Source organism: Paenibacillus sp. FSL R5-0527 (assembly GCF_038008055.1).
GTDB classification, from domain to species: domain Bacteria; phylum Bacillota; class Bacilli; order Paenibacillales; family Paenibacillaceae; genus Fontibacillus; species Fontibacillus macerans.
In genome coordinates this window covers 1924813-1951351 of record NZ_JBBOYI010000001.1, presented here as the reverse complement: position 1 = coordinate 1951351, position 26539 = coordinate 1924813, and the positions used below count along the sequence as shown (strand labels likewise).

Annotated in this window: 24 protein-coding genes and 1 pseudogene; 12 read left to right on the top strand and 13 right to left on the bottom strand. The window is 52.9% G+C overall.

All coding sequences use genetic code 11. The annotated features are described in order from the left end of the window. Window positions 1-10 precede the first annotated feature (10 nt). Window positions 11-1417, bottom strand: a complete 1407-nt coding sequence (locus tag NYE69_RS08640) for a sucrose-specific PTS transporter subunit IIBC (protein WP_340925827.1) — start codon at window positions 1415-1417, stop codon at window positions 11-13. 375 nt (window positions 1418-1792) lie between these two features. On the opposite strand from NYE69_RS08640, the gene NYE69_RS08635 reads away from it, so the two are divergent. Next, window positions 1793-2788 (top strand): ketoacyl-ACP synthase III, encoded by a 996-nt coding sequence (locus tag NYE69_RS08635; RefSeq protein ID WP_445744822.1) that lies wholly within the window; start codon window positions 1793-1795, stop codon window positions 2786-2788. Window positions 2789-3130: 342 nt separating this feature from the next. Here NYE69_RS08635 and NYE69_RS08630 read toward each other — a convergent pair whose 3' ends face one another. Next, window positions 3131-3781 carry a DUF1266 domain-containing protein gene (locus NYE69_RS08630; RefSeq protein WP_340925825.1) on the bottom strand — a complete coding sequence of 217 codons (651 nt, stop codon included), beginning with the start codon at window positions 3779-3781 and terminating at the stop codon, window positions 3131-3133. A 21-nt stretch (window positions 3782-3802) separates the two neighbouring features. Beyond that, a complete protein-coding gene (locus tag NYE69_RS08625; protein ID WP_340925824.1) occupies window positions 3803-5716 on the bottom strand; it encodes a J domain-containing protein in 1914 nt (637 codons plus the stop codon). Window positions 5717-5909: 193 nt separating this feature from the next. Here NYE69_RS08625 and NYE69_RS08620 point away from each other — a divergent pair, with 193 nt between their 5' ends. Together NYE69_RS08620 and NYE69_RS08615 are read left to right on the top strand one after the other, a co-directional pair. Next, window positions 5910-7610, top strand: a complete 1701-nt coding sequence (locus tag NYE69_RS08620) for a molecular chaperone HscC (protein ID WP_340925823.1) — start codon at window positions 5910-5912, stop codon at window positions 7608-7610. Then, complete coding sequence (locus NYE69_RS08615; protein ID WP_340925822.1) at window positions 7610-8032, top strand: DUF1266 domain-containing protein; 423 nt, start codon at window positions 7610-7612, stop codon at window positions 8030-8032. The genes NYE69_RS08620 and NYE69_RS08615 overlap by 1 nt, the downstream gene beginning before the upstream one ends. A 55-nt stretch (window positions 8033-8087) precedes the next feature. Here the strand turns inward: NYE69_RS08615 and NYE69_RS08610 are convergent, their stop codons facing one another. Next, window positions 8088-8471, bottom strand: coding sequence for a hypothetical protein (locus tag NYE69_RS08610; RefSeq protein WP_340925821.1), 384 nt, complete (start codon window positions 8469-8471; stop codon window positions 8088-8090). Window positions 8472-8680: 209 nt separating this feature from the next. Between NYE69_RS08610 and NYE69_RS08605 the strand changes: the two genes are divergently transcribed. Then, window positions 8681-9658 carry an iron-hydroxamate ABC transporter substrate-binding protein gene (locus tag NYE69_RS08605; protein WP_340925820.1) on the top strand — a complete coding sequence of 326 codons (978 nt, stop codon included), beginning with the start codon at window positions 8681-8683 and terminating at the stop codon, window positions 9656-9658. A 522-nt stretch (window positions 9659-10180) separates the two neighbouring features. Here the strand turns inward: NYE69_RS08605 and NYE69_RS08600 are convergent. Next, window positions 10181-10981, bottom strand: a complete 801-nt coding sequence (locus NYE69_RS08600) for a hypothetical protein (RefSeq protein WP_340925819.1) — start codon at window positions 10979-10981, stop codon at window positions 10181-10183. A gap of 291 nt (window positions 10982-11272) precedes the next feature. Then, window positions 11273-12217: a DMT family transporter gene (locus tag NYE69_RS08595; protein ID WP_340925818.1), complete on the bottom strand. Its 945-nt coding sequence runs from the start codon at window positions 12215-12217 to the stop codon at window positions 11273-11275. Window positions 12218-12430: 213 nt separating this feature from the next. Between NYE69_RS08595 and NYE69_RS08590 the strand changes: the two genes are divergently transcribed. Together NYE69_RS08590 and NYE69_RS08585 are read left to right on the top strand one after the other, a co-directional pair. Further along, window positions 12431-12643, top strand: a complete 213-nt coding sequence (locus NYE69_RS08590; protein WP_036625920.1) for a hypothetical protein — start codon at window positions 12431-12433, stop codon at window positions 12641-12643. 15 nt (window positions 12644-12658) lie between these two features. Then, window positions 12659-13528 (top strand): sulfurtransferase, encoded by an 870-nt coding sequence (locus NYE69_RS08585; protein WP_340925816.1) that lies wholly within the window; start codon window positions 12659-12661, stop codon window positions 13526-13528. 77 nt (window positions 13529-13605) lie between these two features. On the opposite strand, the gene NYE69_RS08580 is transcribed toward NYE69_RS08585, so the two are convergent. Beyond that, window positions 13606-14379, bottom strand: coding sequence for an acetoin reductase (locus NYE69_RS08580; protein WP_036625921.1), 774 nt, complete (start codon window positions 14377-14379; stop codon window positions 13606-13608). A gap of 243 nt (window positions 14380-14622) precedes the next feature. Here NYE69_RS08580 and NYE69_RS08575 point away from each other — a divergent pair, with 243 nt between their 5' ends. Continuing rightward, window positions 14623-15177, top strand: coding sequence for a GNAT family N-acetyltransferase (locus NYE69_RS08575; RefSeq protein ID WP_036625922.1), 555 nt, complete (start codon window positions 14623-14625; stop codon window positions 15175-15177). A gap of 561 nt (window positions 15178-15738) precedes the next feature. Here the strand turns inward: NYE69_RS08575 and NYE69_RS08570 are convergent. Beyond that, a complete protein-coding gene (locus NYE69_RS08570; protein WP_340925814.1) occupies window positions 15739-16401 on the bottom strand; it encodes a hypothetical protein in 663 nt (220 codons plus the stop codon). A gap of 227 nt (window positions 16402-16628) precedes the next feature. Between NYE69_RS08570 and NYE69_RS08565 the strand changes: the two genes are divergently transcribed. Continuing rightward, entirely contained in the window at window positions 16629-16793 is a 165-nt protein-coding gene (locus NYE69_RS08565) for a hypothetical protein (protein WP_340925813.1), read from the top strand. Window positions 16794-16872: 79 nt separating this feature from the next. On the opposite strand, the pseudogene NYE69_RS08560 reads toward NYE69_RS08565, so the two are convergent. Further along, a pseudogene (locus tag NYE69_RS08560) lies at window positions 16873-18028 on the bottom strand (DUF6138 family protein). 140 nt (window positions 18029-18168) lie between these two features. Next, window positions 18169-19602, bottom strand: a complete 1434-nt coding sequence (locus NYE69_RS08550) for a serine hydrolase domain-containing protein (RefSeq protein ID WP_340925811.1) — start codon at window positions 19600-19602, stop codon at window positions 18169-18171. Window positions 19603-19772: 170 nt separating this feature from the next. On the opposite strand from NYE69_RS08550, the gene NYE69_RS08545 reads away from it, so the two are divergent. Then, window positions 19773-20330, top strand: coding sequence for a 5' nucleotidase, NT5C type (locus NYE69_RS08545; protein WP_340925810.1), 558 nt, complete (start codon window positions 19773-19775; stop codon window positions 20328-20330). Between the two features lie 205 nt (window positions 20331-20535). On the opposite strand, the gene NYE69_RS08540 is transcribed toward NYE69_RS08545, so the two are convergent. Continuing rightward, entirely contained in the window at window positions 20536-20658 is a 123-nt protein-coding gene (locus NYE69_RS08540) for a hypothetical protein (RefSeq protein ID WP_340925809.1), read from the bottom strand. Window positions 20659-20733: 75 nt separating this feature from the next. On the opposite strand from NYE69_RS08540, the gene NYE69_RS08535 reads away from it, so the two are divergent. Continuing rightward, window positions 20734-21198, top strand: coding sequence for a MarR family winged helix-turn-helix transcriptional regulator (locus NYE69_RS08535; RefSeq protein WP_340925808.1), 465 nt, complete (start codon window positions 20734-20736; stop codon window positions 21196-21198). Window positions 21199-21324: 126 nt separating this feature from the next. After that, window positions 21325-22617 (top strand): MFS transporter, encoded by a 1293-nt coding sequence (locus NYE69_RS08530; RefSeq protein ID WP_340925806.1) that lies wholly within the window; start codon window positions 21325-21327, stop codon window positions 22615-22617. A 357-nt stretch (window positions 22618-22974) separates the two neighbouring features. Here the strand turns inward: NYE69_RS08530 and NYE69_RS08525 are convergent, their stop codons facing one another. After that, window positions 22975-24063, bottom strand: a complete 1089-nt coding sequence (locus NYE69_RS08525) for a DUF3626 domain-containing protein (RefSeq protein WP_340925805.1) — start codon at window positions 24061-24063, stop codon at window positions 22975-22977. Between the two features lie 306 nt (window positions 24064-24369). Between NYE69_RS08525 and NYE69_RS08520 the strand changes: the two genes are divergently transcribed. Further along, window positions 24370-24939 carry a thymidine kinase gene (locus NYE69_RS08520; RefSeq protein WP_036625929.1) on the top strand — a complete coding sequence of 190 codons (570 nt, stop codon included), beginning with the start codon at window positions 24370-24372 and terminating at the stop codon, window positions 24937-24939. 568 nt (window positions 24940-25507) lie between these two features. Here NYE69_RS08520 and NYE69_RS08515 read toward each other — a convergent pair. Next, window positions 25508-26422, bottom strand: a complete 915-nt coding sequence (locus NYE69_RS08515) for an IS1595 family transposase (protein ID WP_340925803.1) — start codon at window positions 26420-26422, stop codon at window positions 25508-25510. Between the last annotated feature and the right edge of the window lie 117 nt (window positions 26423-26539).

The following is a 26539-nucleotide window of genomic DNA, read 5'->3' as shown; positions in this document are numbered from 1 at the left end:
CACAGAAGTTTTATTTGTTGTCCGTTTTCTCTTTAAACCCAAAGAACCAAGTGAGGCCAAAGGCCACCGCAAAGCCGATGATGCAGACGGCGATATACGGAATGATTTGATTGTTCAGATACAATAACATCCCCGGGATGGCCGTAATCGACATGCCTGTCGCCTGGACGTTGAATATCCGGGCAAAAAATCCGCCGGCCGCTCCGCCGATTAACGCCATCAGGAACGGCTTGCCGTAGCGGATATTCACCCCGAAGATAGCCGGTTCCGTAATCCCCAATAACGCGGATAAGGAGGATGGATAGGCGATGGATTTGGTTTTTAAACTTTTGGCTTTCAAACCGACAGCCAAGGCCGCCCCAGCTTGCGCGCAAATCGACGCCGAACTGATCGGGTTGACGATATTCCAGCCGCTGTCCACCAGCATCTGGATTTCTATCAAGTTCAAAGCGTGGTGCAGTCCGGTAATGACAATAAGCTGATTGATGCCGCCGTAAATCAAGCCGCCGATGCCAAACGGCAATTTCAAAATCGCCGTAACCCCCGCCAAAATAAGCACCTCAACCTCGTGGAAAACAGGGCCGATCACGAACAAGCCCAGCACCAAACTGACCAGCAAGGTTAAAAACGGCGTTAAAATCAGATCCAGGGCTTCGGGGACCCATTTTCTGATTCTCTTTTCCAACAGCGCCCCCACGACCCCCAGAATGAAGGCCGGAAGTACCGAGCCTTGATAGCCGGCGACTTTAATGAATCCAAAAAACACCATCGGCTCCTTAACATGCTGGGCGACATCCCAAGACGTTGGCAGCGAAGGGCTGACCAGCATTAATCCGAGCAATATCCCCAACAGCGGGGACCCGCCGAACACCCTGAAGGCCGACCAGCAGACCAGCACCGGTAAAAAGGCGAAGGCGGTATCGGTCAATATTTGCGTAATCAGCAAGAAATCCGCCGAAATATTCTCGGGGGTAAGACCGAATAATTGAAGCAGCGCCGGCTGCGTGACCAGCCCTCTGACCCCCATGAACAACCCTGTAGCTACCAATGCCGGGATAATCGGGACGAATACGTCGCCGAAAATCCGGATCATTCTTTTGAAAAAGTTATCATCCTGGGCCGAGGCCTTTTCTTTCAGCTCCGCCTTGGAGGTGGCGGATACGTTCTGTCCGATCATCGCTTCGTAAACCCTATTCACAATACCGGTGCCGAAAATTATCTGATATTGCCCGGATGTAAAAAACACACCCTTGGCCTTGTCGATATTTTCAATGAACTCATCGTCGATAATGTCCCTGTCTTTGACGATCAGGCGCAGCCGTGTGGCGCAATGGGCCATCGAAATAATATTGTCTTCTCCTCCAAGCCCTTTAATCACGTCCTGGGTGATTTTAACGTATTCTTTGTCGGAACTCATCAGGCTCTCCCTTTCCTCTCAACTGGTTGTAGTATTGACCGGTTTGCTTCTCAAGCATATCATGATCGCGCTTACAAACAGCGGGATTATTTTACTTCATTAAGGTCAAATTTTGACCATTTTTGCTGCGGTGCATGCACCGTTCCGTATAGCAGCCAAGGTTTAACCACCTTCCGGAAAGACTGTTAAAATCGTCCGTATATCTTAGGCTTCCGTGAAGCCAAACTACTAAAATCCAAACGGTGGACAGCAAAACGATTGGAAAATGAAAAGAAACCTGCTATACTCAATTTAATACCTGGTACTAATACTTGATACCAAGACTTGATACTAAACCCACAAAAACCACATCTCGAAGGAGTGATTCGTTTGTCAATCGTATCGAAAGCCCGCATTACCGCGTTTGGTTCGTATGTTCCCGACCGGATCCTAACCAATGAAGACCTGGAGCGGATGGTGGACACCAGCGATGAATGGATCGTGCAACGCACGGGCATCAAGGAGCGCCATATCGCCGCCGACGATGTTTTTACCTCGCACTTGTGCATTCGCGCCGCCGAACGGCTGCGGGAAACTTACGGCGCATCCTTGGACGATGTCGATTTCATCATCGCCGCCACAACGACGCCCGATTATTCGTTTCCGACGGTATCCTGCCGGGTCCAGAAGCATTTAGGCATGGAAGGCGCCGGGGCGATCGACCTCAACGCGACCTGCGCCGGCTTCACCTACGCCCTGCATATGGCCAATGGATTGATCAGCTCGGGATTGCATAAAAAAATCCTTGTCGTCGCCGGAGAAACGATGTCCAAAATTACCGACTACAGCGACCGCACCACCTGCATTTTGTTCGGAGACGGCGCCGGCGCCGCCCTCGTGGAATACGACCCGGAGCAGCCCGGATTCGAGGCGTTCGTCATGGGCACGAACGGAGCCGGCGGCATCCACGTTTACCGCTCCGGGCTGGCTGACGAGATGGACGGAGTGGCGCTTGCGGGGAACGGCAAAATCGTGCAAAACGGCCGCGAAGTGTTCAAGTGGGCGGTGCGCACCGTTTCCGCCGGGATCGAACAGATCCTGGAGCAGGCCGGCTTAGACCGCGACGATATCGACTGGTTCGTCCCGCACAGCGCCAACCTGCGCATGGTCGAGTCGATCTGCGAGAAGTCCTCGCTGCCGCTCGGCAAAACGCTGCAGAGCGTACGGGACATGGGCAATACGTCCTCCGCTTCCATCCCGCTGGCGCTGCAGGCCGGCCTGGATGCGGGCCAACTGAAATACGGCGACCGCATGCTCCTGTACGGCTTTGGCGGCGGCTTGACCCATGCCGGTCTGATTTTACGCTGGGGCGTACCCAACTTGCGCTCCTAAATTATAAAATTTCAGGGTGTGTGGAGTGGAGCAAACGGCTGGCGTTTTGTAGAGGTCCTGGGGATAACGGTAAAATTGGTCCTTATTTTCACCTAAGAAGGGAGTACAACAGAGATAGGGGAATTTTTTACCTCTTTTTTGAAAAGATGAGGGTAAATAGCCGTCTTTTCCCAGTCTAGTTCCCAAAATAACGGAAAATCTTCCCCTAATTTGCGCTGGAGGAAGGAAATCTCAAAATAACGACATAAATTACCTCTATTTTCGACAGAGGATCAGTTTACACCTAAGAGGACCGTCCGGAAATCCGGACGGTCCTTGATCGTCTCTTTGACACTCTTTAGACTAGAAAAACTTCTCCTTTACAAACGGGCTGTCTTTAAAATTGAGCAATCTTCTTAGACGTCTCATGCCATCTTCTACGTAACTGAAGGAGCTCGGATCGGCGGAATTAAAAAACTCCAATCCCACGGTAAAACCGAAGCAGTAGTCGTGCCAGTTGGAATAATGCTCCCGGGTCAGCCTCACGGCCTTCTCCACGTAAGTGCCCGCTTCAGCATCCGTTAACCAGCCCACCCCCACGCCGCCCAAACTATGCAATGCCACGATGGCAAAGTCATATGCCCCCACTCCGCCGGACGGCATACGCCGCAAGTAATAATTGGCTACGGCCAGCCTGTGCTTCACATGAGGATTCGTCTCGGCTTCGATTTTTCGGATACGCTCCGTTTCGGCCTGCAGGCACAGCCCCCGGTATATTTGTTCAAATTCATGGCGTATCCCTTTCGAAAGCCGCCATTCCAAACTTTCCTTCAGCTGATCCGAGTTTTCCACCCCATACTGAGCCAAGGTTCTCTTGATGAACAGTTTGCCTGTGTACCTCTTCTCAGGATTGTTAATATAGTAATCCGCCACTCCCCCTACGGAGACGATCGACAGCATAGTATTCGCGGTCGACTTCCATTCTTTTTTGGGAATTGTAGCCGTAGCCGTCACGGTATTCCTCCGTTCCTTCGTTTATTTATACATCAAGTAACGCTTGCTTCGGAACAGCAATACGATAAACCGCAAATATAATAAACATAAAGCAATAGCGTACAGAATGAACAGCACCGGGACTTTCGCGATCCCCCCGCCCACACCGTCCCTGGCGTTCACATATAGATCGATTAAAGAAGAAGGATCCGTACTTCCATGTTTTCCTTCCCAATAATGACGCAATGACCCTAATGCCGGGCCGGAAAAATCCTGAACAATCCCCTGAAGTTCGGTCTCATGGTTTTCATAGATCCGCTTGCTCTCGTCGTAGCCGGTCAAAACAAGAACGGTGATATCCCCCGCTTTACCCTGGCTAATGTATCCCGTCAAACGGTTCATCAAGCCTTTTTGGGTCGCTGCGCTTTGCAGCATATAAGAGGCGGTCTCTCTCCCGTCGGCATCCTTCTGTTCAATCTCAAGAATGCCTGTAAAAAACGCGTCTGTCAGCTTCAGCCGAACCGCGCTTCCGGGAGGAACGTTTTTCAGCTCTTCCTTCGCCGTTACCAAAGGCGGTTCGACCGGAACGATCTCCCGCTTCACGTATTCCGGGAAGGAAACCTCCATATTGGAGTACCAGGCAATCGGTAACAATATATGCAGCAAAATGATGAAGAAAACGATCCCTTTTCTCAGCCATAAAAAGGTGGCCAGCTTCTTTAAAAACCCCGGCAGCGAATGCTTGCCCCACTCTTGTTTCAACTGCCGCATTTGCTTGCGGCGGCCCTTGCCGAACCGCGGCAGCCCGCTTATGTATGCATCGATTTTGGCCAGACCTACAACTGCCTCGATATCCCTCGAATTATTCCGCAACATCCGGTCGTACACCTCGCGGGCGGAACCCATTTGCTCCAGCCGGAGATAGCACCGCCCCAGTAGCGACAGAACTTCCGCATCATCGGGCCTTGCGGGCCTGATCCGTTCAAGCTCTTCCCGCGCTTCATCCGGGCGTCCCATGTTCAGCAGTACGGAGGCGCGGACAATCATCATTTCCGCATCGCCGGAGAATTGGCTAACCCACAGGTCGCAGGCCGACAAAGCCCGCTCCCATTCACCGGTCCGGCGGTAAAACTCGATTTGCAGGCGGAGGATTTCCGCGTCGCGGTCATAAATATCAAGCGCCCGTTCCAACGCTTCACGCGCTCTCTCCGGCTCATTCGCCAGCATCGCCGTCACGAAATCTTCGCGGGCATGCAGATAAGCTTCAACATCGATCCCATCCGCTTCGCTCAGGCTGGAGTATCCCAATGTTGCGGCAGGTGAACTCCTAAAGGCATATTCGCAAACCTTAGGGTATCTCTCCCCGAAGCCGGAAGGATCGTGAATAAACCTCTCCTCCAACCCGAAGGCATCCTCCAGCAGCCCCCACACCGCTTCAGGCAAAAAATAGTGCTCATTCAAATAATCAAGCACCCGGGCACCCAACAAGCTCTGGTTCCCCAGCTGCCAAAGAACGTCGCCGCTTAGCAGCTCCACCCACAAGGCAACATTGCAGCGGGAAGCGAAATTCAGGTATAAGCCGTCCATCTCTTCTATAAATTCAGCGACAAGCTCCAGGGACGATTTCGCGAGTGGTGGCTGCTCCCGCTCTCCGCCCGCAAACTCCCAAATCTCCTCAAACACCTGAAATTCTAAAGGCTGTAAAGTCCGCTCCTCTTCCCAAACTTCGTCTTCCTCTTCCGCAGCTTCCGCTTCCCTTTCCGCCGTTTCTTCATCGTCCGGGAAAATTCCCCCTTGTTTGGCCAGCTTCATCGCCTCGTCGAAAGCTTCCCTTAGCCGCTGATATCCCTCCGGGTCATCCTCCGGGTGGTATTTTTTTAGCATTCGGGCATACGCCTTGCGAATTTGCGGTTGATCCTGCGTCGGATCGATCTCAAGGATTTTCCATATGTTCAAACCGTCATTTCACCACCGGGCACCTTAATTTTCACCTGTCTTTAGGGACAGCAACTTATTTATTATCGACAGAGCTTCTCCCCGGTTTAACAGCAGTCCGTTATTTTCATAATGAAAATTTTCAACAATTTCAAAATCGCCCGCGCTAATCCGATACAATGTATATATAAAACGAAATACGAGGTAGAGGATTATGGCAAAAATCGGTATCGACCTGGGAACATCGAATTCCCTTGCAGCTTATTGGACGGAGCATGGTCCGGTCATTATTCCCAACTCGCTCGGCAAGCATTTGACGCCTTCCGTGGTCAGCTTGGACGACAACAACGAAGTTTTGGTAGGTCAAATCGCCAAAGAGCGCATGATCACGCATCCCCATCTTACGGCCTCCACATTCAAACGTTATATGGGATCCGACAAAACGTATCAGCTTGGGGAGCACTCATTTTCTCCCGAGGATTTGTCCTCTTTTATATTGCGCGCTTTAAAAGAAGACGCCGAAGCCTATTTGGGCGAAGCGGTGGAAGAGGCCGTGATCAGCGTGCCCGCTTATTTTAACGATGAGCAGCGGAAAGCGACTTTGCGCGCGGCGGCTTTGGCCGGACTGCATGTGGAGCGGCTCATCAGCGAGCCTACCGCGGCGGCGATTTCTTACGGCTTGCACCAGCAGGAATCGGATACAAGGTTCCTCGTTTTCGACCTGGGCGGCGGAACGTTTGACGTATCCGTGCTGGAGCTGTTTGAAGGCGTGATGCAAGTGCAGTCGATCGCCGGAGACAATTATCTTGGCGGCGAGGATTTCACCGGACTGCTGCTATCCCATTTTGTGGAGACCCACGGGATTGATTACGCGAACCTGCCCACTAAAGAAAAGACGGCGCTCATCAAGCAGGCGGAGCTGTGCAAGCTCGTTCTAGGCAATGAAAACGCGGGTGAGATGGTGTTCATGCGCGAAGGCCAAACCTTGCAGCTCACCGTGAACCGCAGCCAATTCGAACAGCTCGCCGCGCAGCTGCTCCTACGCCTGCGGAACCCGATTGAACGGGCGCTTCGCGATGCGTCGCTGACGCCGCAGGACCTCGACGCCGTCATCCTGATCGGGGGAGCAACCCGGATGCCGATCATCAAATCGATCGTCAGCAAAATGTTCGGAAGACTTCCCTTTTCACAGATCAATCCGGACGAAGCGGTCGCTTTGGGCGCCGCCATCCAGGTGGCCTTGAAAGACCGCGACGCCAGCCTGCAGGAAATGATCCTGACCGACGTCTGCCCGTTTACGCTGGGAACCGATATAGCGGTGGAAATTAAAGACGACGTTTACGAGAGCGGACATTTCCTTCCCATCATCGAGCGCAATACACCGATTCCCGTCAGCAAGGTGGATCGTCTGTGCACCATTCGGGATAATCAAACGCGTATGAACGTCGGCATTTATCAAGGGGAAAGCCGCAAGGTAGAGAACAACGTGCATCTGGGCGATCTCGTGATCGAGGTCCCTGCCGCGCCGAAAGAGAAAGAGAAGATCGACGTTCGCTACACCTACGACATCAATGGCGTGCTTGAGGTAGAAGTCACGGTAGTAAGCACCGGCGAGAAAAAAACGATGATTATCGAAAAAAATCCGGGCCAAACTTCTCCGGAACAGATCAAAGCCCGGCTCGAAGAGCTGAAGCATCTGAAAATCCATCCGCGCGACCGCAACGAAAACCGCCTGCTGCTCGCCCGCGGCGAACGGCTGTATGAGGAGTCCCTAAACGACAAACGCGAGTACATCGCCAGTCTGATCTTTGAATTCGAGCGGGCGCTCGCCTCGCAGAACGAACAGGAAATCAAGAAGAAAGCCGCCATCTTCAAGCAGAAGCTTGACTCGCTGGAAAGGTGGACCGAGTTTTAATGACCATTTGGGAAAGGCTCGGCATCGGCCGCACGGAAGATATCAAACTTATCAAGCGGGCGTACGCCAAGCAATTGAAAAAGCATCATCCCGAGGACGACCCCGAGGACCAGTGGATGCACATCCTCCCTCCGGCCAACATTGCGGCCTTTGATTTCGCGCTGCTGACGGCGCTGTCCAGAGCGGGCGCGCGGAGGCGCTGGCTAAAGGAATCCGAGGCCAACGGGTACTGCCTTGAAGCTGCCAAAATGGCTCAGACCAATTACGCCGGCTGGTCCGATTTTTTTGCCGCGTGTATCGCGGGAGCCTGCTTTTATTTCCCTCAACGGAACGGGGACTCACTGCAGCTTGCTTACGCCCGCAGCCTGTTGAACATTTCCGGGACAATTCCCTCCATTGACTGGAATCACCCTTTAAAATAATTCGAAGCCCGTCCTTAACGCGATCACTTCCTTGCGGAGGGCCGGCATCTTGGCCTTATTTATAAATATCGGGATGCCTTTCTCGGAGCCACGCCTTGCGAGCGGCCAAACTTTCCAGAAAGGCCTGGTATTTATTTTGTACGTTCCGGATAAATTCGTCCTTCTCCGCCAAGCCTTCGTTCGGATTTTCGGGAAATATGCCGTAGCGTACGAGGTTGCCGGTCAACTGTTTAATCATCGTCCGTTTTTCCTCATAGAATTCGATCCCTTCGGGGGATTTCAGCTTGCTTTCGCCGCTGGATGCCCGATAAGCCGCTTGCGCCAAAGGGTACATATCCGCAATGTCGTTCATTACACTTTCCGAGGTTGCGGTTTCCCCCTTCTGCAGACGCAAGTTGATTGCCGTCCAATTCTCATCCAATTGCTGCAGAGCGTCCAAGTAGGTGCGCACCCAATCTTTTTCAAAAACGCTTAGATTCCTTGCCTTATATATAGAATATTTCGGCCGTTTCGGCGGAAATTTCACCACTTCCGTATTGACAGAAAAAATGGATGTTGCTATGATTTTTTCAGATCAATTGGTGATAATGATTATCATTATCTTTTTTTGTTTGGAAAATGTTGCTGTTGGATAAGAGGGAGGCTCATATGTACAAGAAAAAGAAGATATTTTCGATCACCGCGTGCGCCTTTGCGTTAACGATCCTATTAACCGCTTGCGGCGGCGCCAATCAAGCGGCCGGAAATTCGAACGCCGCCGGGCAAAATACGGGTGGAAAAGCCGCTGCCGAGACCCGTACTTACGATACGGTCAAGGGACCGGTCGAAATTCCGGTGAAGCCGCAGCGGATCGTGACCGACTACTACGCCGGGGAGCTGTTGGCCGTGGGCGGCAACGTGGTGGGCGCCGAACCTGACGCCTTCAACAATCCGTTCCTCAAGGACCTGCTGGCGAATACCGAGGATGTCGGGGCAAACCCCGTCAATTTGGAAAAAACGCTCGAGCTTGCGCCCGATTTAATCGTGGTGATGTACGACAAAAATTACGATGAGCTGTCCAAAATCGCGCCGACGCTGTACCTTCCTTACGGTACGACCACGGACATCTACAACACCGTGGAAACGTTTGGCGACATCGTAGGCGAACCCGAGAAAGCCAAAGCTTTCCTGGCCGACTATGACCAAAAGGCCGCCGAAGGCCGGGAAAAGCTGAAAGGCGTCGTTAAAGAGGACGACACGTTTGGGATCTATGAGCTGACCAACAAAGGCGAGCTGTGGATTTTCGGAGACAACGCCGGGCGCGGAGGCCAAGCGCTGTATAACGCGCTGCAGCTCAAAGGGCCGGAAAAATGGGATCCGAAGGAATCCACCTTCCAGCTGTCGCTGGAGGCGCTGCCGGAATATGCCGCCGATTACATGTTCCTGACGACTTATGACCCGGACAAAACCGGCGAAGCGCTGGACAACCTGAAAGCCTCCCCGGTTTGGAAAAACATCGACGCGATCAAAAACAACAAAGTCTTTTACAATGACTTCGACACGTTTTACCGCTACGACCCGATCGCCATCAAGGAACAAATCGGCCTGTTCGTCGATATGATTATCGCCGGCAACAAAGGAAAATAATGGGAGGGATGCGCTTAAGTCGGCCTTTCCCCGCTTCGCACCACGTCTTTAACCCCACGTCTCAGCCCCGGGCAGCTTGGCGTCAGTCAGCGCTTTGCTCCCGGGGTTTTTACCGTGTTTGTTCTTCTAGCCAATCATACCGGTCCATCCAAGCGAGCTGATTGGAAATATCCAATAGATATCGAATCTTAACGGTAAGTACACCGCTAGATTGGATATTTCCAATAGATTGCGCTCTGCAGTGTGCAGAATGGGCAATGGGGGTGAATTCTATTGGATATTTCCAGCGAGAGCTCCAAATGGCGTTCGATATTCATCAATCTATTGGATTTTTCCAATGTGGGAACTATAAATATTCACCGAAATGGAACTCCAGCTTCTCCGTGGAATAGCCGTTCTCGCCCTTCCAGGCGCCATTTGGCATAAAGCCGGTTCCCCGGCCGTGCTTTTGAGGCAATCGTTTTTGGACTGCAGCAGCCCGGCGTACCCCCAAAATTCCGGCACAATATCCCGTTCATAATTTTAAGGCAGCTTCCTGACCGTTTTTTTAGGCTGCCGGGACTTCCAGGCCACGAGCAGCCCGGCCTCGCCGCAAGCTTGATTAACGGAGTCAAGCCGTTCCTCCCCTACTTCCCACATCCACTGATCATTGCCGATCCGGGTCAACAAGCCGCGTTCTTGGCTGCCGGTAATCCAATCCTCCAGCCTCACGCCGTCTATCACCATGTTTAAATGCCGGCTATTCAACAGATTACACGGGTATACCATCCGCAGCATTTGATCTACATAACGGCCTTCTCCGTTATACAGACCCGGCGTTTCATGTTTAAACGCAAAACCGTTCTCATACGGGAACAATGCCGTGCCGTTGTCTCCGCCCGCATAGTAATACGTATTCGTCATTTTGCCCGCCGCGTACAATACCCCATAAGGAACTTGGGCCCGCTCCGCCACATCTTTAAGCCAGTCCGTCAATTTTATGTAAACGCCGTCGGGCGGAAACTCGCACATGGCGGCAAGATGCGGGAAGCTTCCGAACCCGCCGGTTTGGCGGGAGAAAGCGGCATGCCAAGGCACGGAGCCTTTTCTTTCGCAGTAAAGCCAGAATGAATCGGCCTCCCCTGCGAAAATCTTCTCTTTTAACCGGTCCAGGGACACTTCCACTAGATCATGGTCCCCTTCATGGTCGCCTGGAATTAAGTACTCATAGTAGCTTCCCCCAGTCACAGGTACGCCGATGGCTTCAAAAAAAGACCTGCCAATTTCAAAGGCAATGGCTGGGGAAATATGCTCCGTGTCATATAGGGCAATACCGGTACACAATGCTGCCACCTCCATAGAAAGCCTGATTCCGCCACAGAATCCACCGAGCGGTTTGCAAAATGGCGGACGTGCCGATGCTATGATATTCTCCGCTTCACATCTATCATACATTGGTAAACCGCGGAATCGGTAGGTACTAACGGACTGAACCCGTCTATTCGTAATGCAACGCAACGCCGAGGATCCCACCGTCATGAAATCTCCCTTGCCTTCGATCCTTCGACTTGCCTTTGATCCTCCAACTTGCCTTTGATCAAACGGCTGGCCTTGCTCTCAGCCAACCTGCCCCGCTCAGCCCGCTTTTCTCCCTTCCCCCGCTGCCGATAAAGACTTAGGGCTTTTGCGCTCGGGATTCGTGATCTCTTTTCCGTACCTGATAAAAATCCACACCCCGCACAGAATCAGCGCCCCCGCCGAAAGCTGCAGCGCTGACAGGCTTTCCTTCAACAGCAGCCAGGCGAGCAGCGAAGCGAATACCGGTTCGCCGAGCACAGCCATCGACACGGCCGAGGCGCTGAGATATTTCATCAGCCAGTTGAACAAATAATGCCCAAACAAAGTGGGGACGATGGCGAGCAGCAAAAAAATCCCCCACTCCCGCGGAGCATATCCGGTAAAAGGGAGCCCGCAGATGGCGTTATACACTGCCAGCGAAGTTGCGGCGACAGCGAACACCAGAAAATTGTAGACAAAAGCGCTGATATGCTTCAGCAGCTGCTTGCCGGCCAGCATGTGGATGGCGACGGCGATCGTCCCGAGCAGGGACAACAAATCGCCGGCCGCCGCTTGCCCGGACAGCGAAAAATCCCCGGAACCGATGGCGACCGAACCGATGAGCGCCATGCCGATGCCGATCATCATCGCCTTGTTGATTTTTGCGCCGAACAGGAAAAAGGAACCGACCATGACCAGGATCGGCTCCAACGTCAAGATAACGGTAGAACTGGCTACGGTGGTCAAACGAAGCGACTGCATCCACAGCAAAAAATGCAGCCCCAGCATACAGCCGGAGAACAGCAGCTGCGCCCACTGCTTGGCGCTAAGCCGGAATATTTCCCCGCGGTATTTCCACAGCAGCGGGAGCATCAGCAAATTGGTCAAATACAAGCGGTACATCGCGATCACCGACACGTCCGCGCTCGACCAGCGGACAAAAATCGAAGAGAAAGAAATGGCGATGATTCCGATGATGTAGAGAATTTCATATCTCGCCGAAAGTTTGGCATACGCATTCATACTGGCAGGTCCCTGCTTCCATGATTTGTGGTTCGTCTAAATCTATCCTTAATGCAAGTTGCAAACCCCTATATTATAGTGAAACAGAGAAATATCCTCAATCGATTTTGACAACGGAAAACGGTGAAATCCCGGCCCGGCTTTCCCCGGCGAGCGGATCAGGTTACAATGAAGATAAAAACGACGATTCCCCGCTTAAAAGGAGCCTTACATATGCCAATAACAAGAGAGTTGTTGACGGACGCCGACTTTCAGGAAGCCCTTGACCGGAAGCAGCGCGTCAGGGTTTTCCGGGACGACCATCTCGTCGAAAACAACACGCACATTATTCGCTTTACCGAAGAGACGATCATTACCCAATCCGGTGTCAGCGACATTACCTACCACCCGCGCCGGGATTGCCAGTTTTTCGAGATTCGCAAATAAAGGAGGTTATTCAAGATGAATCCGTCGCCTTTGATCCAACCGATCGTATCCAAACAGTGGGTCCTTGCCCGCATGTACGAACCCGACCTCGTCATTGCCGATTGCCGCTTTGAGCTCGGCCATCCGCAGGCGGGGCGCGCAGCTTACGCCGCCGCCCATATTCCCGGTGCCGTCTTTCTCGATCTCGAGGAAGATCTCTCGGCACCGGTAGGCGCGCACGGCGGGCGGCATCCGCTGCCCGCCCCGGAAGCGCTCGCGCAGCGGCTGGGCCGGGCGGGGATCGGCAATGCCTCCCGGGTCGTCGCGTACGACGACCAAGGGGGCATAAACGCCGCCCGGTTGTGGTGGCTGCTGCGCTGGTTGGGCCATGACGAAGTCTACGTCATGGACGAGGGATTTGCCGCCTGGCAGGCCGGCGGCTACCCGGTCACCGATGAGCGGCGGACCGTCGTTCCCGCCGCCTTCACCCCCACCCTCCGGCCGGACATGCTGGCCGGCGTGGAGGACGTTCGCCGGGCGCTCGGCGATCCCGGCACCGTGCTCGTCGACTCGCGCGCCGCCGACCGCTACGCGGGCCTCACCGAGCCGCTTGACGCTAAGGCCGGGCATATCCCCGGCGCGATCAACCGCTTCTGGAAGGAGCTGCTCGACGAGCGCGGAGCCTGGAAAAGCGGCGAACAGCTCAAAGATCAGCTCGCTCCGGTAACCGATGCGCTGGATGCCGGACGCGAGGTCATCGTGTACTGCGGCTCCGGCGTCAGCGCCTGCCCCAACGTGCTGGCCTTGCACAAGCTCGGCTATCCGCAGGTGAAGCTGTACGCGGGAAGCTGGAGCGATTGGATTAGCTATGAGGAGAATCCGATTGCGACGGGAGAAGAGGCTTAAGATTTTAAAAGGGAAGAAGCCCGCGTCTTCACACGGGCCTCTCCCCTTTTAAATTTGATCCATACGCCGGAGCCGTCTCAACGATACACCAGCCCGCCGTCCGTCAGAATGGCCTGGCCGGTAATATAGTCGGCATCGTCCGAGGCAAGGAAGGACACCAGATTGGCTACGTCCTCCGGTGTCTGGTAGCGTCCTAGGGCAATCGCGCTGGAGAACTTCTCGAAGGCTTCGCCCGGCTTCAGGTTGTCGTTGTATTTGACCATCTCTTCATCGATGCGATCCCACATCTTAGTTTTAGCAACACCGGGGCAGTACGCATTTACCGTAATCTGGTGCTTGGCCAATTCTTTGGCCGCCGCATGGGTGAAAGCCTTGACCGCATGCTTGGTCGCGGAATAGGTGCTCAGCATTTCGTAAGCTTCATGTCCGGCGATGCTGCAGGCGTTGATTACCTTGCCTTTGGATTGCTGTTTGATAAACTGTTCCGCTGCAGCCTGCGTTCCGAAAACGACGCCGTTTACATTGATCGAAAACAGCTTGTTCAACTGCTTCTCGTCGATTTCCAGAAACGGCGAAACCGCGTCAATCCCCGCATTGTTTACGAATACATCCAAACGTCCGAACCGCTCCACCGCCTTGCTTACCAGGTTGAACTGGTCCTCGCGCTTGGACACGTCTCCAGCGACGGCCAGAACTTCATAACCGTCTGCTTCGAATTCTTTCAGTGCGCTTTGCAACAGTTCTTCATTGATATCGTGGAGTACGATTTTGAAGCCATCCTTTGCCAGACGCCGTGCAATTCCTTTGCCCAAGCCGCCCGCCGATCCGGTTACGACTGCTACCTTCGACATGGTTACCCCTCCTTAAATAATGGATATCACCCTTTAATTGTAAATCTATTGTGAAAAAGGGGTCAAGACAATTATTATTAAAATGGCTGGTGTCATTGGAAGTGGCCTGCTACCGCTGCTCCGTCCATCGCTAAGGCTTGGAGACGGCGGCAGGTTGCCCGTCAAGCAGGGAAGTTCGCGGCCCGTCTTTCCCGCCATGCTCTCGCCAGGTATGCCCCAACGTAAAGAATTAGGAGGATTTGTATGAATATTGTGATTCGGGAACTCTCGACGGCAGATGAAGATGCCTGGCAAGATATCGACGACAGTTTTACCGTAGATTCCACCCTCAGCTTGTCCCTGACTGGCAGGCAAATCGATTTCACAGTGAACAAAATCCCCGGCTATACAAAAAGTTATTCGGATCCGCAATTTAAAGACGCGGAGGAAGAAAACTACTCGGACTACATCGGTAACCCCGATCAAATCGTGTATTTGGCTTGCTTGGATAATCAGGCAGTCGGCCGTCTCGTATTGAAACGGAACTGGAACAACTATGCTCTTATCGAAGACATAGCCGTAGACAAAAACTATAGAGGGTACGGAATCGGCCGCAAACTGATCGAACAGGCCAAGCGGTGGGCGCATAACGGCGGAATGCCCGGAATCATGCTGGAAACCCAGAGCAACAATGTGAAGGCATGCGAATTTTACCGGAGCTGCGGCTTTGTTATAGGCGGGTTTGATTTTCATCTATATCGGGGCATTCATAAAAACAGCGATGAAACTGCGATATTTTGGTATCTCATTTTTGAATGAGCATAGACGGGTGACACGTTTCCACGGTCTGACCCAGGCGTTCTGATTGGAAATATCCAATAGATTAGAAATCGGGTGGTATATGCAGTAGCCTGATTGGATTTTTCCAATAGACGCTGCTCGACAGATCCCCATACAGGTGATTTGAGCGAAATCTATTGGATATTTCCAATGAGAGCTCAAAATGGCGTGTGATTTCCTGCAATCTATTGGATTTTTCCAATGAGGATAGAGCGCGAAGCCGCACCAGCTTATAGAGTACAAAACCCTCCTTCAGCAGCCAAGCTTGGGGTGGGTTTTTCCCGTCTCCGGTCCATTACTACCCCAGCCGTACTTTCGTTTTATGGCTAATGGCAGCCATGCTTGCCTTGGGGCTGAATTGAAACCTGGTTAGATATCAGGTACGGTGAGTAAGACCATTGGTAAGGATCATATTTTTGGACCGGTTCTCCAGTGGAGTAAGTTCTAAGCTGTACGACGGGGGAATCATAGATCCACAGTTCATCCCGTTGAATTCCTCTGCTTGATCCCGCATAAATTCCATCGTCTTGAAAACCCCCGCTATTCATTTGATGAGGCCTTAATCATCTTCAAAAAGCCGTATACCTGCTTCATAGGGATTCCGAGCCGATCGGCCATTTCTTTGAGCTGTGTCCCTTGTTCATTCATGGCCCGGATTTGCCGGATCATTTCCTCTTCATACGCCTTGGCCGATTCGTATGCCGGTTCAAGCAGCATCTTCCAGGTTTCCGCATCTGCGTAGTCCATCTCCGCGATTTCGGCGACCAAGGCATCCAACTCGGCACACGTGACCGGCAGATTCCGATTTGTTTGCGGCCTGCTTTGGCCTGTCATCCATTGATTTACTTTTTTGGCGATCTCTCTCAAATGCTGCATTGAACCGGCGATATAGCTGCCCGCTCCCCACTCTCCCATGCCGTGCATTAAGTAAGAGACGGGATGTCCTGCTTCGCCGAGGTCGACAATAATCGGATCACCGGTCAGCAGCGTATGGCCGATAACGATCCATTCTTCCCGCCAGGCTCCTTCCTCGTTTGAAATCAATGAGCGGCCAGCCGGATCCACACGGTAGCCTACCTGCTGATTCTCCAATTCCACGGGTGCAAAAATAGCAAAATCAAGCCATTCCTCGGCCTGCTCACACTCCCGTTTAAGCCGCTTCAGTTCTTCTTCAAACCCGGTATTCAAACTCTTATCTGCCATATTGTTTATACGTCCTCTCTCTTTTTGTCATAGGAGAATTGGCGATAATTGGATTGTACGCAGTACGCTAATACGTTGGCAAGTATTCCGGCGACGGAAAAGGTGTATGAAAGCATGCGCAAGGCCGGATCAGTGACCTTTAGCACATTGAGCGCCGCCGCTGCAAAGTATACTGGCGATAGAATGGGTATTCATTATTCATGATCTATCAGGAAGGGGCGCAGGGAGTGATAGCATTGTCTCGTTCGAAATGGAAATCTACAAGCAAGCCCGAAAAAGAACGCATGATGCGTGAACTGGAAGACAGGCTCCCGGAGGGCTTCACTTTTCAGCGGATCGAACGGTTTGAGCGGTACGGGCAAAGCCTCGAAACGGGCGTTTTCACCATGTAAGCAGAGGCAAGAGCCCGCGTATGAACGCAGGCTCTTGCCTTCCCCCGGCCGGCTCGGCTTATCCCAACAACACCGACATTTAAAGCGAGAGCAGCTGTTCCAGGCCTTCTTTTAGCGGCGGCTGGGCTTTTCGGGCCGCTCCGGCCAGTTTTTTCACGCTCCCGAAGATCCGGCACAGAACCAGCTCGCGTTCATGAGCTTCCTTGCCTTTCAGTGCTTCAAAGAGGGCCGCGGCAAGCTCGGGGCGGTCAATGGCCGCATTTTTAACCAGCCTGCCTTCCTCGTTGCCTCCCAGCAAAATAGACACGAGCACCGGTATATGTTCCTCTTTCATGCCATGCGCCTCAATAAATGCCTCCGCATAGCCGTCCTGCACCAGTTGATGCTCCGTGTCCACAAGTTCCATATAGCGGCAGACCAGCGGAAAGTAGGACTCGCTGTACAAGCCGAGGCCGAATACGGCATAGGTGCCCGGCATCGCCGATTTCTCGCCCGGTTCCACATCCCGGTACCAAGCGAACTCTTCCATCGCGGCCTCCGCATATTCTGCCAGCTTGGGGAACAGGGCCGGGTAACCAAGCGCATTAGCAAAAAATTGATGTTGCCTGGACTTCGCCAGCTTTTTTATCGGCAGAAAATGCTTCCGGCTGCTCTTCAGCTTGAGTTCATAGCTTTTAGGAAAACCCTGCCGCAGAAGGCCGATGATGTAATCCAGCGCTTCTTCGTAAGCAGGCTCCTCTTCGGATAAGATTCGAATCTCGATCGTCTGCGTAACGTCATTATTCCTGCCTTCGACCCGCGCCCCTTTATAGGTACTCGCAAATTTTCCGCTGCCTGCTTTCAAATAACCGGCTGCCTGTTCCGAGCCCAATTGGACCGCAAGCTCCAGGTACTTCTGCCGGGTATCCGGTTCGGTGAAACCGATCTGCAAGGCCGCATAAGGCAGGAAAGAACTCCTCGGTCAGCAGTTCGTCGCTCAACTCCGTAATATAAGCGCCCGCTTCAATTTTGTAGGAACTGTCGCTCCAGGAGAACGGCTCATAAACATCGATGTGAATTTCCCCCGCTTCCCAGGTATGCTTGCCTTTTCTCCAGGCTACTTGAAGGTAATCCATGATTCCTGCCTGCAGCCTGCTTTGATTGCTAAGTTCATTGATCCGCTTGCTTTCTTTGGCGTATATCGCGGTGACTTCTTTCCACACCTCATTCAAAAAAGCTTCCACAGCCTGGTTCATTGTCGGTCCTCCTGTTTCTCTGAAGCGATGACGATTACTCGCAAATCATACAACTAGCTTTCTATCAATTTACCCAATCATTCGTTTTAAGTGCATTTTGCAACTATTTCAACGATAAGGCCAAGGGAGATACTTTCTCTTTATTCCAGCCTCCCCCGGATCGGAGCGAACTTCGTTTCCCCAAAGGATACATTGATTTCACTGCGGATTTCAATCCCCTGTTCAAAAAGCTCGACTTCGACGCTCAGCGCAAACGGCGTTTCAATCCGCCGAATCGTCAGGAGCAGCGTTGCCGCGTTTCGCCAAGTAAAAGAGGCGGCGACCCGTTCCTCCGGCCCGGACAGGGATGACCGCCCGATCCCCCATTCGCCCCGGCCCAATTCAAGGGCATGCTCCCCTTGCTTGTTTTTGATCCGCAGGCTGGCCTTATTTTCGTTAAAATCCATACGGAAGCTCGTCAAACCCAGCTCGTTCTCTTCGAGGCTGTAGCTTTGCCCGTTCAGCCGGTTTTCGGCGACCGGGCGGCGCTCCATCCGCGGCGGTTCAAGACGAAGCTCCCGCAGCCGGCGCTCCAGCTCCCCGGACAAACCGTCCGGGACGGCCGGGACTGGCCCAAAGGCGCCGAGCAAATGATCCCATACCCCGTTCAGCACGCCCTGAAGATCGTTTGTGCCCGCTGTCATCGCAATCACCGCGTCCTGCTCCGGCAAAACGATGCAGAATTGGCCGAACGCTCCGTCCCCCCGATATACGCCGTGACGGCAGCGCCAAAACTGATAACCGTACCCTTGCGCCCAGTCGCTGTCCCCGCCGTCCCCGTTGGAAATCTGTTTCGAGACCGCCGCTTCAATCCAGCTTTCTTCCACCAGCCGCCTGCCGTACCACAACCCTTTTTGCAAATACAATTGGCCGAACTTGGCGATGTCCTCGGTCGTAATCTTCAAGCCGTAGCCCCCGGTATGGATGCCGCGCGGACAGGTTTCCCAGGTTGGATGTTCAATGCCGAGCGGTTCAAACAACCGGGGCCGCAAAAACTCAAGCAGCGTTTGACCGGACGCCTGCCGCAAAACCGCCGACAACATATAAGTGGCACCGGTGTTGTACAAGAAAAACGTTCCGGGCTCATGCTCCACCGGCTGCTTTAAAAAAGCTTTGACCCAGTTGCCGTCCTCCGCTTCGTGCAGCGCTTCCGTCGTATCGGCAGCATGGCCGGTGCCCATCGTCAGCAAATGGCGGATTTTCATCGCGGCCAGATTGGGCGAAATCTCGTCAGGCAGATCATCCGGAAAAAAGGAGATCACCGGGTCGTCCAGCTTCAGCAGACCTTCCTGCACCGCCATGCCGATCGCGGTTGAGGTGAAGCTTTTGCTCAGCGAAAACAGCATATGAGGAAGCTCCGGGCGGTAGGGCTCCCACCAGCCTTCGGCCGCCACATGCCCGTGGCGCACCAGCATAAAGCTGTGCAGCTCAATTGATTGCGCTTCCATTTCATCCAGAAAATCGATGACGTTGCGAGCCGAAATTCCCAGCTCCTCCAAACCTTTTCTCGGCAGTGTTTTCCCCAAGGTGTTCATGTTTCCATCTCCCCTATTTGGAAATTTTGGAACTTGAATCGAACTGATTCAATTATAGATAAAAAATGGCGGCTTATGTTACGATTAATTCATACTTTTTCATTTTATAATGGACCTGCACCGCTACTGTTGGATAAAGAAAACATAATACATAATCAGGAGATTAAACCATGCGCAAAAAAATTGTAGCCATCGATATGGACGATACGATCTGCCATCTCGTGCCCAAAGCGATACACTATCATAATTTGCAGTACCCCGACCGGCCGCTGACTATGGAGAAGATGACCAGCTTTGACATGACGAAAATCTGGCATCCCGATTGCAATGAGGACATTTTTTTCGGACGGCCGGGTTTGTACGAGGAACTTGAGATTTTTGACGAGCATACGGTTGAGGAAGTGCGGAAAATCGCCTCCGAGCATGACGTGATTATCGTCACGGCCGCCAGGCCGTCCGCGGTTCCGGAAAAATGGAACTGGCTGCAGCGCCATATGCCCTTTATTCCGTACGAGAACTTTTTTATCGCCAGACGCAAATCCCTGGTCAATTTCGACCTGCTGATCGATGACGGACCGCATAATCTGCTCCCCGCCATGGAAGCCGGCAAATTAACGATCGGCATTCCCCGCCCCTGGAATACGCCGATTCAGGACCTCTTCCTGATGAAGGATTCCTGGGATGGCATGAGCAAGCTGGTCAACCGCCTGCTGGCCGAAGGTTCTTGAAAATGACCTTTCGGCCTTGCTTCTTTTATATCGATTTCCTATTAAGCACATAACAATCAAATATTTCTCTTCTTCGGGTTTTGGCGGTATGCTGAATGCAGCGGGAGCGTAAAAAGCTCGCAACGCCGGGTATTAAGCCGGAAATAAAGGAGGCACGCCAAAATGTCCGGACATTTATGCCGGCAACGGAGTGAAGTGGAATTTCTCAAAGTTTCTGATCGGCCGTAACGGTCAAGTGCAGCAAAGATTTGAGCCCACGGTGCAGCCGGAAGACATCCACCCTTTCCTTGAGCGGCTTATCGGATAATTTCGGCTGCTCTCTTGACAAAATCGCCCGCCTCCTTTATTTTTGTTGTACATACAAAATAGGTTTGCAGCAGCGCCCAGAAAAGGAGGAACCCCCATGCTGAAGGAACCAAGCGCCGTCCCAGAACCAGCCACTGAACAAGACGGAACGTTTTTACATACCTGTATGTACTTCACCACCAACCGTTTAAGCCGGGCGATAACGCGCCTCGCTGACGATGCGTTTGCCACGACGGGCCTGACCCCGGCCTACGGTTATCTGGTCCGACTCGTCATCGCCAATCCCGGCATCACCCAAAAGGAGCTTTCCGAGAAGCTGTACATTACTCCCTCTACGCTGACCCGTTTTATCGACAAGCTGGTGGGAAAGCAGTTGGTGGAGCGCAAGGTTCAGGGAAAAACCGTGCTGGTGTATCCGACGGAAAAAGGCATAGCCATGAAGGAATCGCTCCTCGAAGCTTCCAAAAAGCTGAAAGCATCTTATGAGGCTATACTCGGCAAAGAGTTGGCCGAATGGCTGACCCGGCAGCAGGAATCCGCAAGCGAACTGATTGAACGGTAAACAAAAGAGTTTATAAGGCATTGCCTGCCGAAGAGTCGTTTTTTTTGCGGAAAAAGCCAAACTGGGGTTTTCTGTTTATTTATTTTGTATGTACAAACAAAATACAACAAGAGGGAGAACCATACGATGAGCGAAACAAAAGAACAAGGCCGCATCAAACTCAAATCAAAGGTTTATTACGGATGGATTATCGTCCTGCTGACCTTTGCCACTTTGCTCGTATCGGCGGGCATCCGCTCGCTGCCCAGCGTTTTGCTCGTTCCGTTCGAACATGAATTCGGCTGGAGCCGCGGCAGCATTTCCAGCGTCATTTCGGTAGGTATTTTTCTTTACGGGCTGGTCGGCCCTTTCTCGGCTGCACTGCTGCTGAAATTCGGCTTCCGCAAAGTCATCGTATGTTCACTTGCCGTTTTGGGACTTAGCCTGGCCGTGACTCCTTTTATCCGCTCCTTATGGCAATTCGAGCTGCTGTGGGGGCTTGTCTCCGGGCTGGCGACAGGCATGATGGCCAATGTGCTGGGCGTGACGGTCAGCAATCAATGGTTCGTGAAGCGCAAAGGGCTTGTCGTCGGATTGCTGACGGCCAGCGCCGCTACCGGGCAACTGCTGTTTCTGCCGCTGTTCGCTAAATTGACGTCCGATTTCGGCTGGAGATACGCCGTTTATACCGCCGTAGCCAGCATCGTAATCGTGCTTGCGGCCGTGGCCGTGTGGATGCGGAATCATCCGTATGACGTGGGCGCCGCGCCGTATGGTTCAAGCGAACTGGTGAAGCCGGCCCCTTTTCGCGGGAATATTTTTCTCGCGCCGCTGCAAAATTTACGGTTGGCCATGGGGAACGCGACGTTTTGGCTGCTTGCCGGCACGTTCTTTTTTTGCGGCTTGTCCACGAACGGACTCATCGGCACGCATCTGATCGCCGCCTGCGGGGATCACGGAATATTGGAGGTAGCGGCCGCCGGACTGCTTGCCATGATGGGGGTGTTCGATTTGTTCGGCACCACGATTTCCGGCTGGTTGTCCGACCGCTTCGACAGCCGCAAGCTGCTGTTCTGCTATTACGGGCTGCGGGGATTGTCCCTGCTGTTCCTGCCCTTTGCCCTGAATAGCGCCTCCCCTTACATGCTTGTGGTCTTCTCCGTTTTTTACGGCCTGGACTGGATCGCAACCGTTCCGCCAACCGTCAAACTTGCGGGCGAAGCGTTCGGGAAAGAGAAATCCGGGATGATTTTCGGCTGGGTCGTCGTCGCCCACCAGCTCGGCGCTTCGGCGGCGGCTTTCGGCGCAGGCGCCCTGCGCGACTGGCTCGGCAGCTACTCGCAGGCTTTCGTCATCGCCGGCTTCTTATGTTTCGTCGCCTCGGTGATGGCGGTGCAAATCCGCAAAAGCAAACGCGGCGGCGCCCGGGCGGCGGTTTAATTCGCCTTATGACTTCGTGAGTAAGAGAGTTTGCGGCAGAGCTTCCGGCAAAACTTCTAGCAGAATTGTAGTTAGGAAACTCCGTTAGTGAGTTTGCGGTGGTAGCCCCTCCTAGCGATAGCGGTAATCTTTACCGCTATTTTTGATATTTCTCCCCTTGTCAGGGGAATAGAGGAATTTTTTGGACTTATTTTGGTGAAAACCTTGGGTAGGACCCCCAACTGGCCCCATTCTCCAATATTAGCGGTAAAAAATTCCTCTATTTTGACTAAGCACCCTACTTTGGCAAAACTAGAGCCCTTTTTTACCGCTATTTCCGCGGGATACGCATGCGCCTATATAAACTCCCTTGACCGTTCAAGGGAGTTTAAACGGTTTTCCGTACTTCACCAGCACATGCCACATGAGCTTAAGCTCCTGCAGTACTTCGGCATAAGTGCCGCGGTCGCTCCAAGCCGCAGGATCGCGCTTTAAATCCATGGCCGCCTCGCCGACCAAGCGGACATCCACGAGCCCTTGTCGTGCAATACGCCTTGACAGGGAAGGCATCGCCGGTCCCCGGAAATCGCTAGGCACCTCCTCTACCGGAAGCGCAAAGCCTTGATGCCAGTAAAGCTTAATCGAATACCGGCGGCACAGCCGTTCCAGCGTTTCTCCCACCGGGGCGTTTTTGAACGAAGGGTCGGCCACCAGCGCCTCAACGTCTTTTTCCAATGAAATGTCGCCGTGTACCTGGGCTTCGATATAATGGTTCAAGTTGCGCTTCGGCTCCCTCCCCGTCGGGTCGGGAAACGGCTGATCCAACCGGGCCAGCAAATGCTCGAAAAATTTCCGCGGTGTCAGGTCCTTTTCGCCAAGCGCGGAATCCCTCAGAAAAATCTCCTTCAGTAGAGCCGCCAAAATCATATCGAACTCCGCCAGCGTTCCTTTTTCCTGCGGGTCATCGTGGGAATCCATATAAGTAAAGGTAGCCCGGCGGGTAACTTCCGGCGCCAGCAGGAAATAACACGACCCGAACCGCGGCGCCGGCCCGTCCGGATGCAGCATCAGGTTCAGGGCGCCGTATTTGGGCCGTTCGCCTGGCGCGGTGCTTTCCGACGGATAGGCGCCTCCGAACAGCCGTTGCTCCCATTGATCCCGCGCCCCGCCGGGGTAGGCCGTCACGCTGCCGCTGGAAAGCAGCGTTTCGAACTGGCTTTTGTACAAGCCTTGCTGAAGCATCGCCTCCGCAACGCTGCGCATCATCGGGTCCGGCCTGTCCGGATGAAAATGCATGGCGATCCGCGCATGGGCCTTCAGTTTATCTATGGCCGCCTCGCAAGTGCCGGAAGCAATATTCGCCATTTGCAAAATCTCCCGAATCTCTTGCCGGGCTTCTTCCTTATATGTAGCCGCGTAATCCGTAACATGCACTAAGGCCAATCTTTGCGAATGGGTTAAATTCATAAACAGATACCTGCTCTTTCCTCGTTGAACTCTTCTACAAACCATTAATTTATTAGTATATGCCAAATCTTTGGGAGACGATGTGATATTATCGCCGGCCAATTAAAATAGTTTGGTATCTTATTGAAAAATCAATGTGATGCAAAGGGGCGATACAGGAATGATTCGTATTGGATTGATCGTGATTATGACCCGCAAGTCGCAAAATAATGCTGTAATTCATGATTCCTTTATCTATGCGATTGGCTGTTGTATGATAGAATAATCATGTTTGACGATTATGATTAGAGAAAGGGACGTCTTGGTTTGGCACAGTTATTTTTCAAATACGGGGCAATGAACAGCGGCAAATCGATTGAAATTTTGAAGGTTGCCCACAATTACGAAGAACAGAACAAACCCGTGCTTATTTTCACTTCAGGCATCGACAACCGCGATGAGGTCGGTTTCGTCTCGTCGCGGATCGGCTTGCGCCGGGAAGCCATCCCAATCTACGAGGATACCGATATTTTCGAAATCGTCCGAACCCATATCCCCAAGCTGTACTGCGTGCTGGTGGACGAATGCCAGTTCCTGAGCGAGGGCAGCATTAAGCAATTGGTCCGGATCGTCGACGAGCTGGATATCCCGGTGATGGCGTTCGGGCTGAAAAACGACTTCCAAAACCAGCTCTTTGAAGGAAGCCGGCTGCTGCTCATCTACGCCGACAAAATCGAAGAAATGAAGACGATTTGCTGGTTCTGCGCGCGCAAGGCGACGATGAACCTGCGGGTGGAAAACGGCAAACCCGTCTACACGGGCGAGCAGATCCAAATCGGCGGCAATGAATCGTATTATCCGGTCTGCCGCAAATGCCACGCAAATCCGCCGTTGTAATTGTATAAAGTGATTAAGTAAAACGCCTGACGGACTCAAATGACTCAATTTCGCTCTAAACCAGGTCACCCGGACCGATTCGAGCGAAATAAGGTCATATGGGTCCGTTACATTTTGCAAACCTCTGTTTTTCCGAAAATAACGGCTCTGGTGTTCCATAGGCAGCTTGCAAAATAGAAAAACACTGCTTCGTTTGGTAAAGCGAGAGTGACGAGCTTCTACGGCAGATCAACACTCGCTGTCCGGGCGCTTTGCACGATTATCCCGTTTGATCAGGTAACACAGAAACAGGCAAGCTCGGGAGAAGAAAATATTGGGTGGAGAAGCAGATAGATTTGAAGATAATTTAGACGGGCTAAGGAAAAGGAATCAGGTTTAGGGGAGGTGAAACAGACCGGACAGGAGATCAAGACAGGGGTTAAGGACAAGACGCGCGGGAAACGAAAAGACCGTGATTATGCTGTAGCCTGAACCCTTCCATCTGCAGCAACGCTCGCACTCTTCATACTAACCCACATCAATCAAATTGATCCGCATTAAGCTAATCCCTTCCGTTCCAGCGCCATGATCAGGCCGCAGCCGCAAGGGGCTGGTACGGTTGGCGAGCGATTAGCCGGTGGTAAGGGATCGCCGGAATCGCCACACACATGCGCAGCAACTTCTGCTGCATCGTTTCTTCCGCTCCGGGCAGTCCTCCGGGCAGGCGCAGCCGGCGGCGTCCGGTGTATTCGTTCAGATACGCCTGCAGATGCTTCAGTCCCAAGGCTCCATACGTACTTTTCAGCGATTCCCACGCCTCTCTCACCACTTTCCGCAAGGGCGCATACAGCCGAAAGGCCTGAGGGAACAACTGCACCGCCGATGTATGGACATCTACATGCCCGCCAATAAACGCGGTTAGATCTTGACGGTTTGCCCTTTTTTCGCCTCCCCGCTTATGCGGCACCAGGCGGATTTTGACCTGCTCCGGCTCACCCGACTCCGTGACCGTGCAGCCGGCTACGACCGCCGAGGCATACGGATGCGAAAGCTGACACCGGGACGGGTTACGCCCATACTGATCGCTGTTCACCTTCACGTCTCCAGAAAGCAGTTCCCGGGCATCGAACTCCCCCACAGCATGGCGTATGTTGTGCAGCAGCGACCAGGCGGTCTTGTAGGTGACCCGGATCACCTTGCTCAGCCGCAGCGCCGAGATGCCGCCCTCCAGCAGGAACAACTCCAGGGCCTGAAACCACTTCACCAGGGGGAGATGCGTTCCTTCAAAAATCGTGCCGACCAAAGGCGATGTTTGATGCTTGCACTTTCCGCACTCGAACAAAGGGATATGCCGGGAGGTCAGACGGCTGCACCGGGTGTGAGCGCAGCGCGGGCAGACGAAGCCGTTTGGCCACTTCATCGCGATCAGCGCCTCCATACAGTCCTGCTCGCTGTTAAAACGGCTGCTGAATGGCTGAAGTTCCGTTCCCGTATTGACCTCCATGTTTACTCGCCCCCGAATCAAGAATATACGAACATAGGTTCCATTTATTTCATTATACCAAACGTACGTTCTCTTATCAAGCCGAAAATCTCACCTGAACCGCCTCATTTTTTCCTC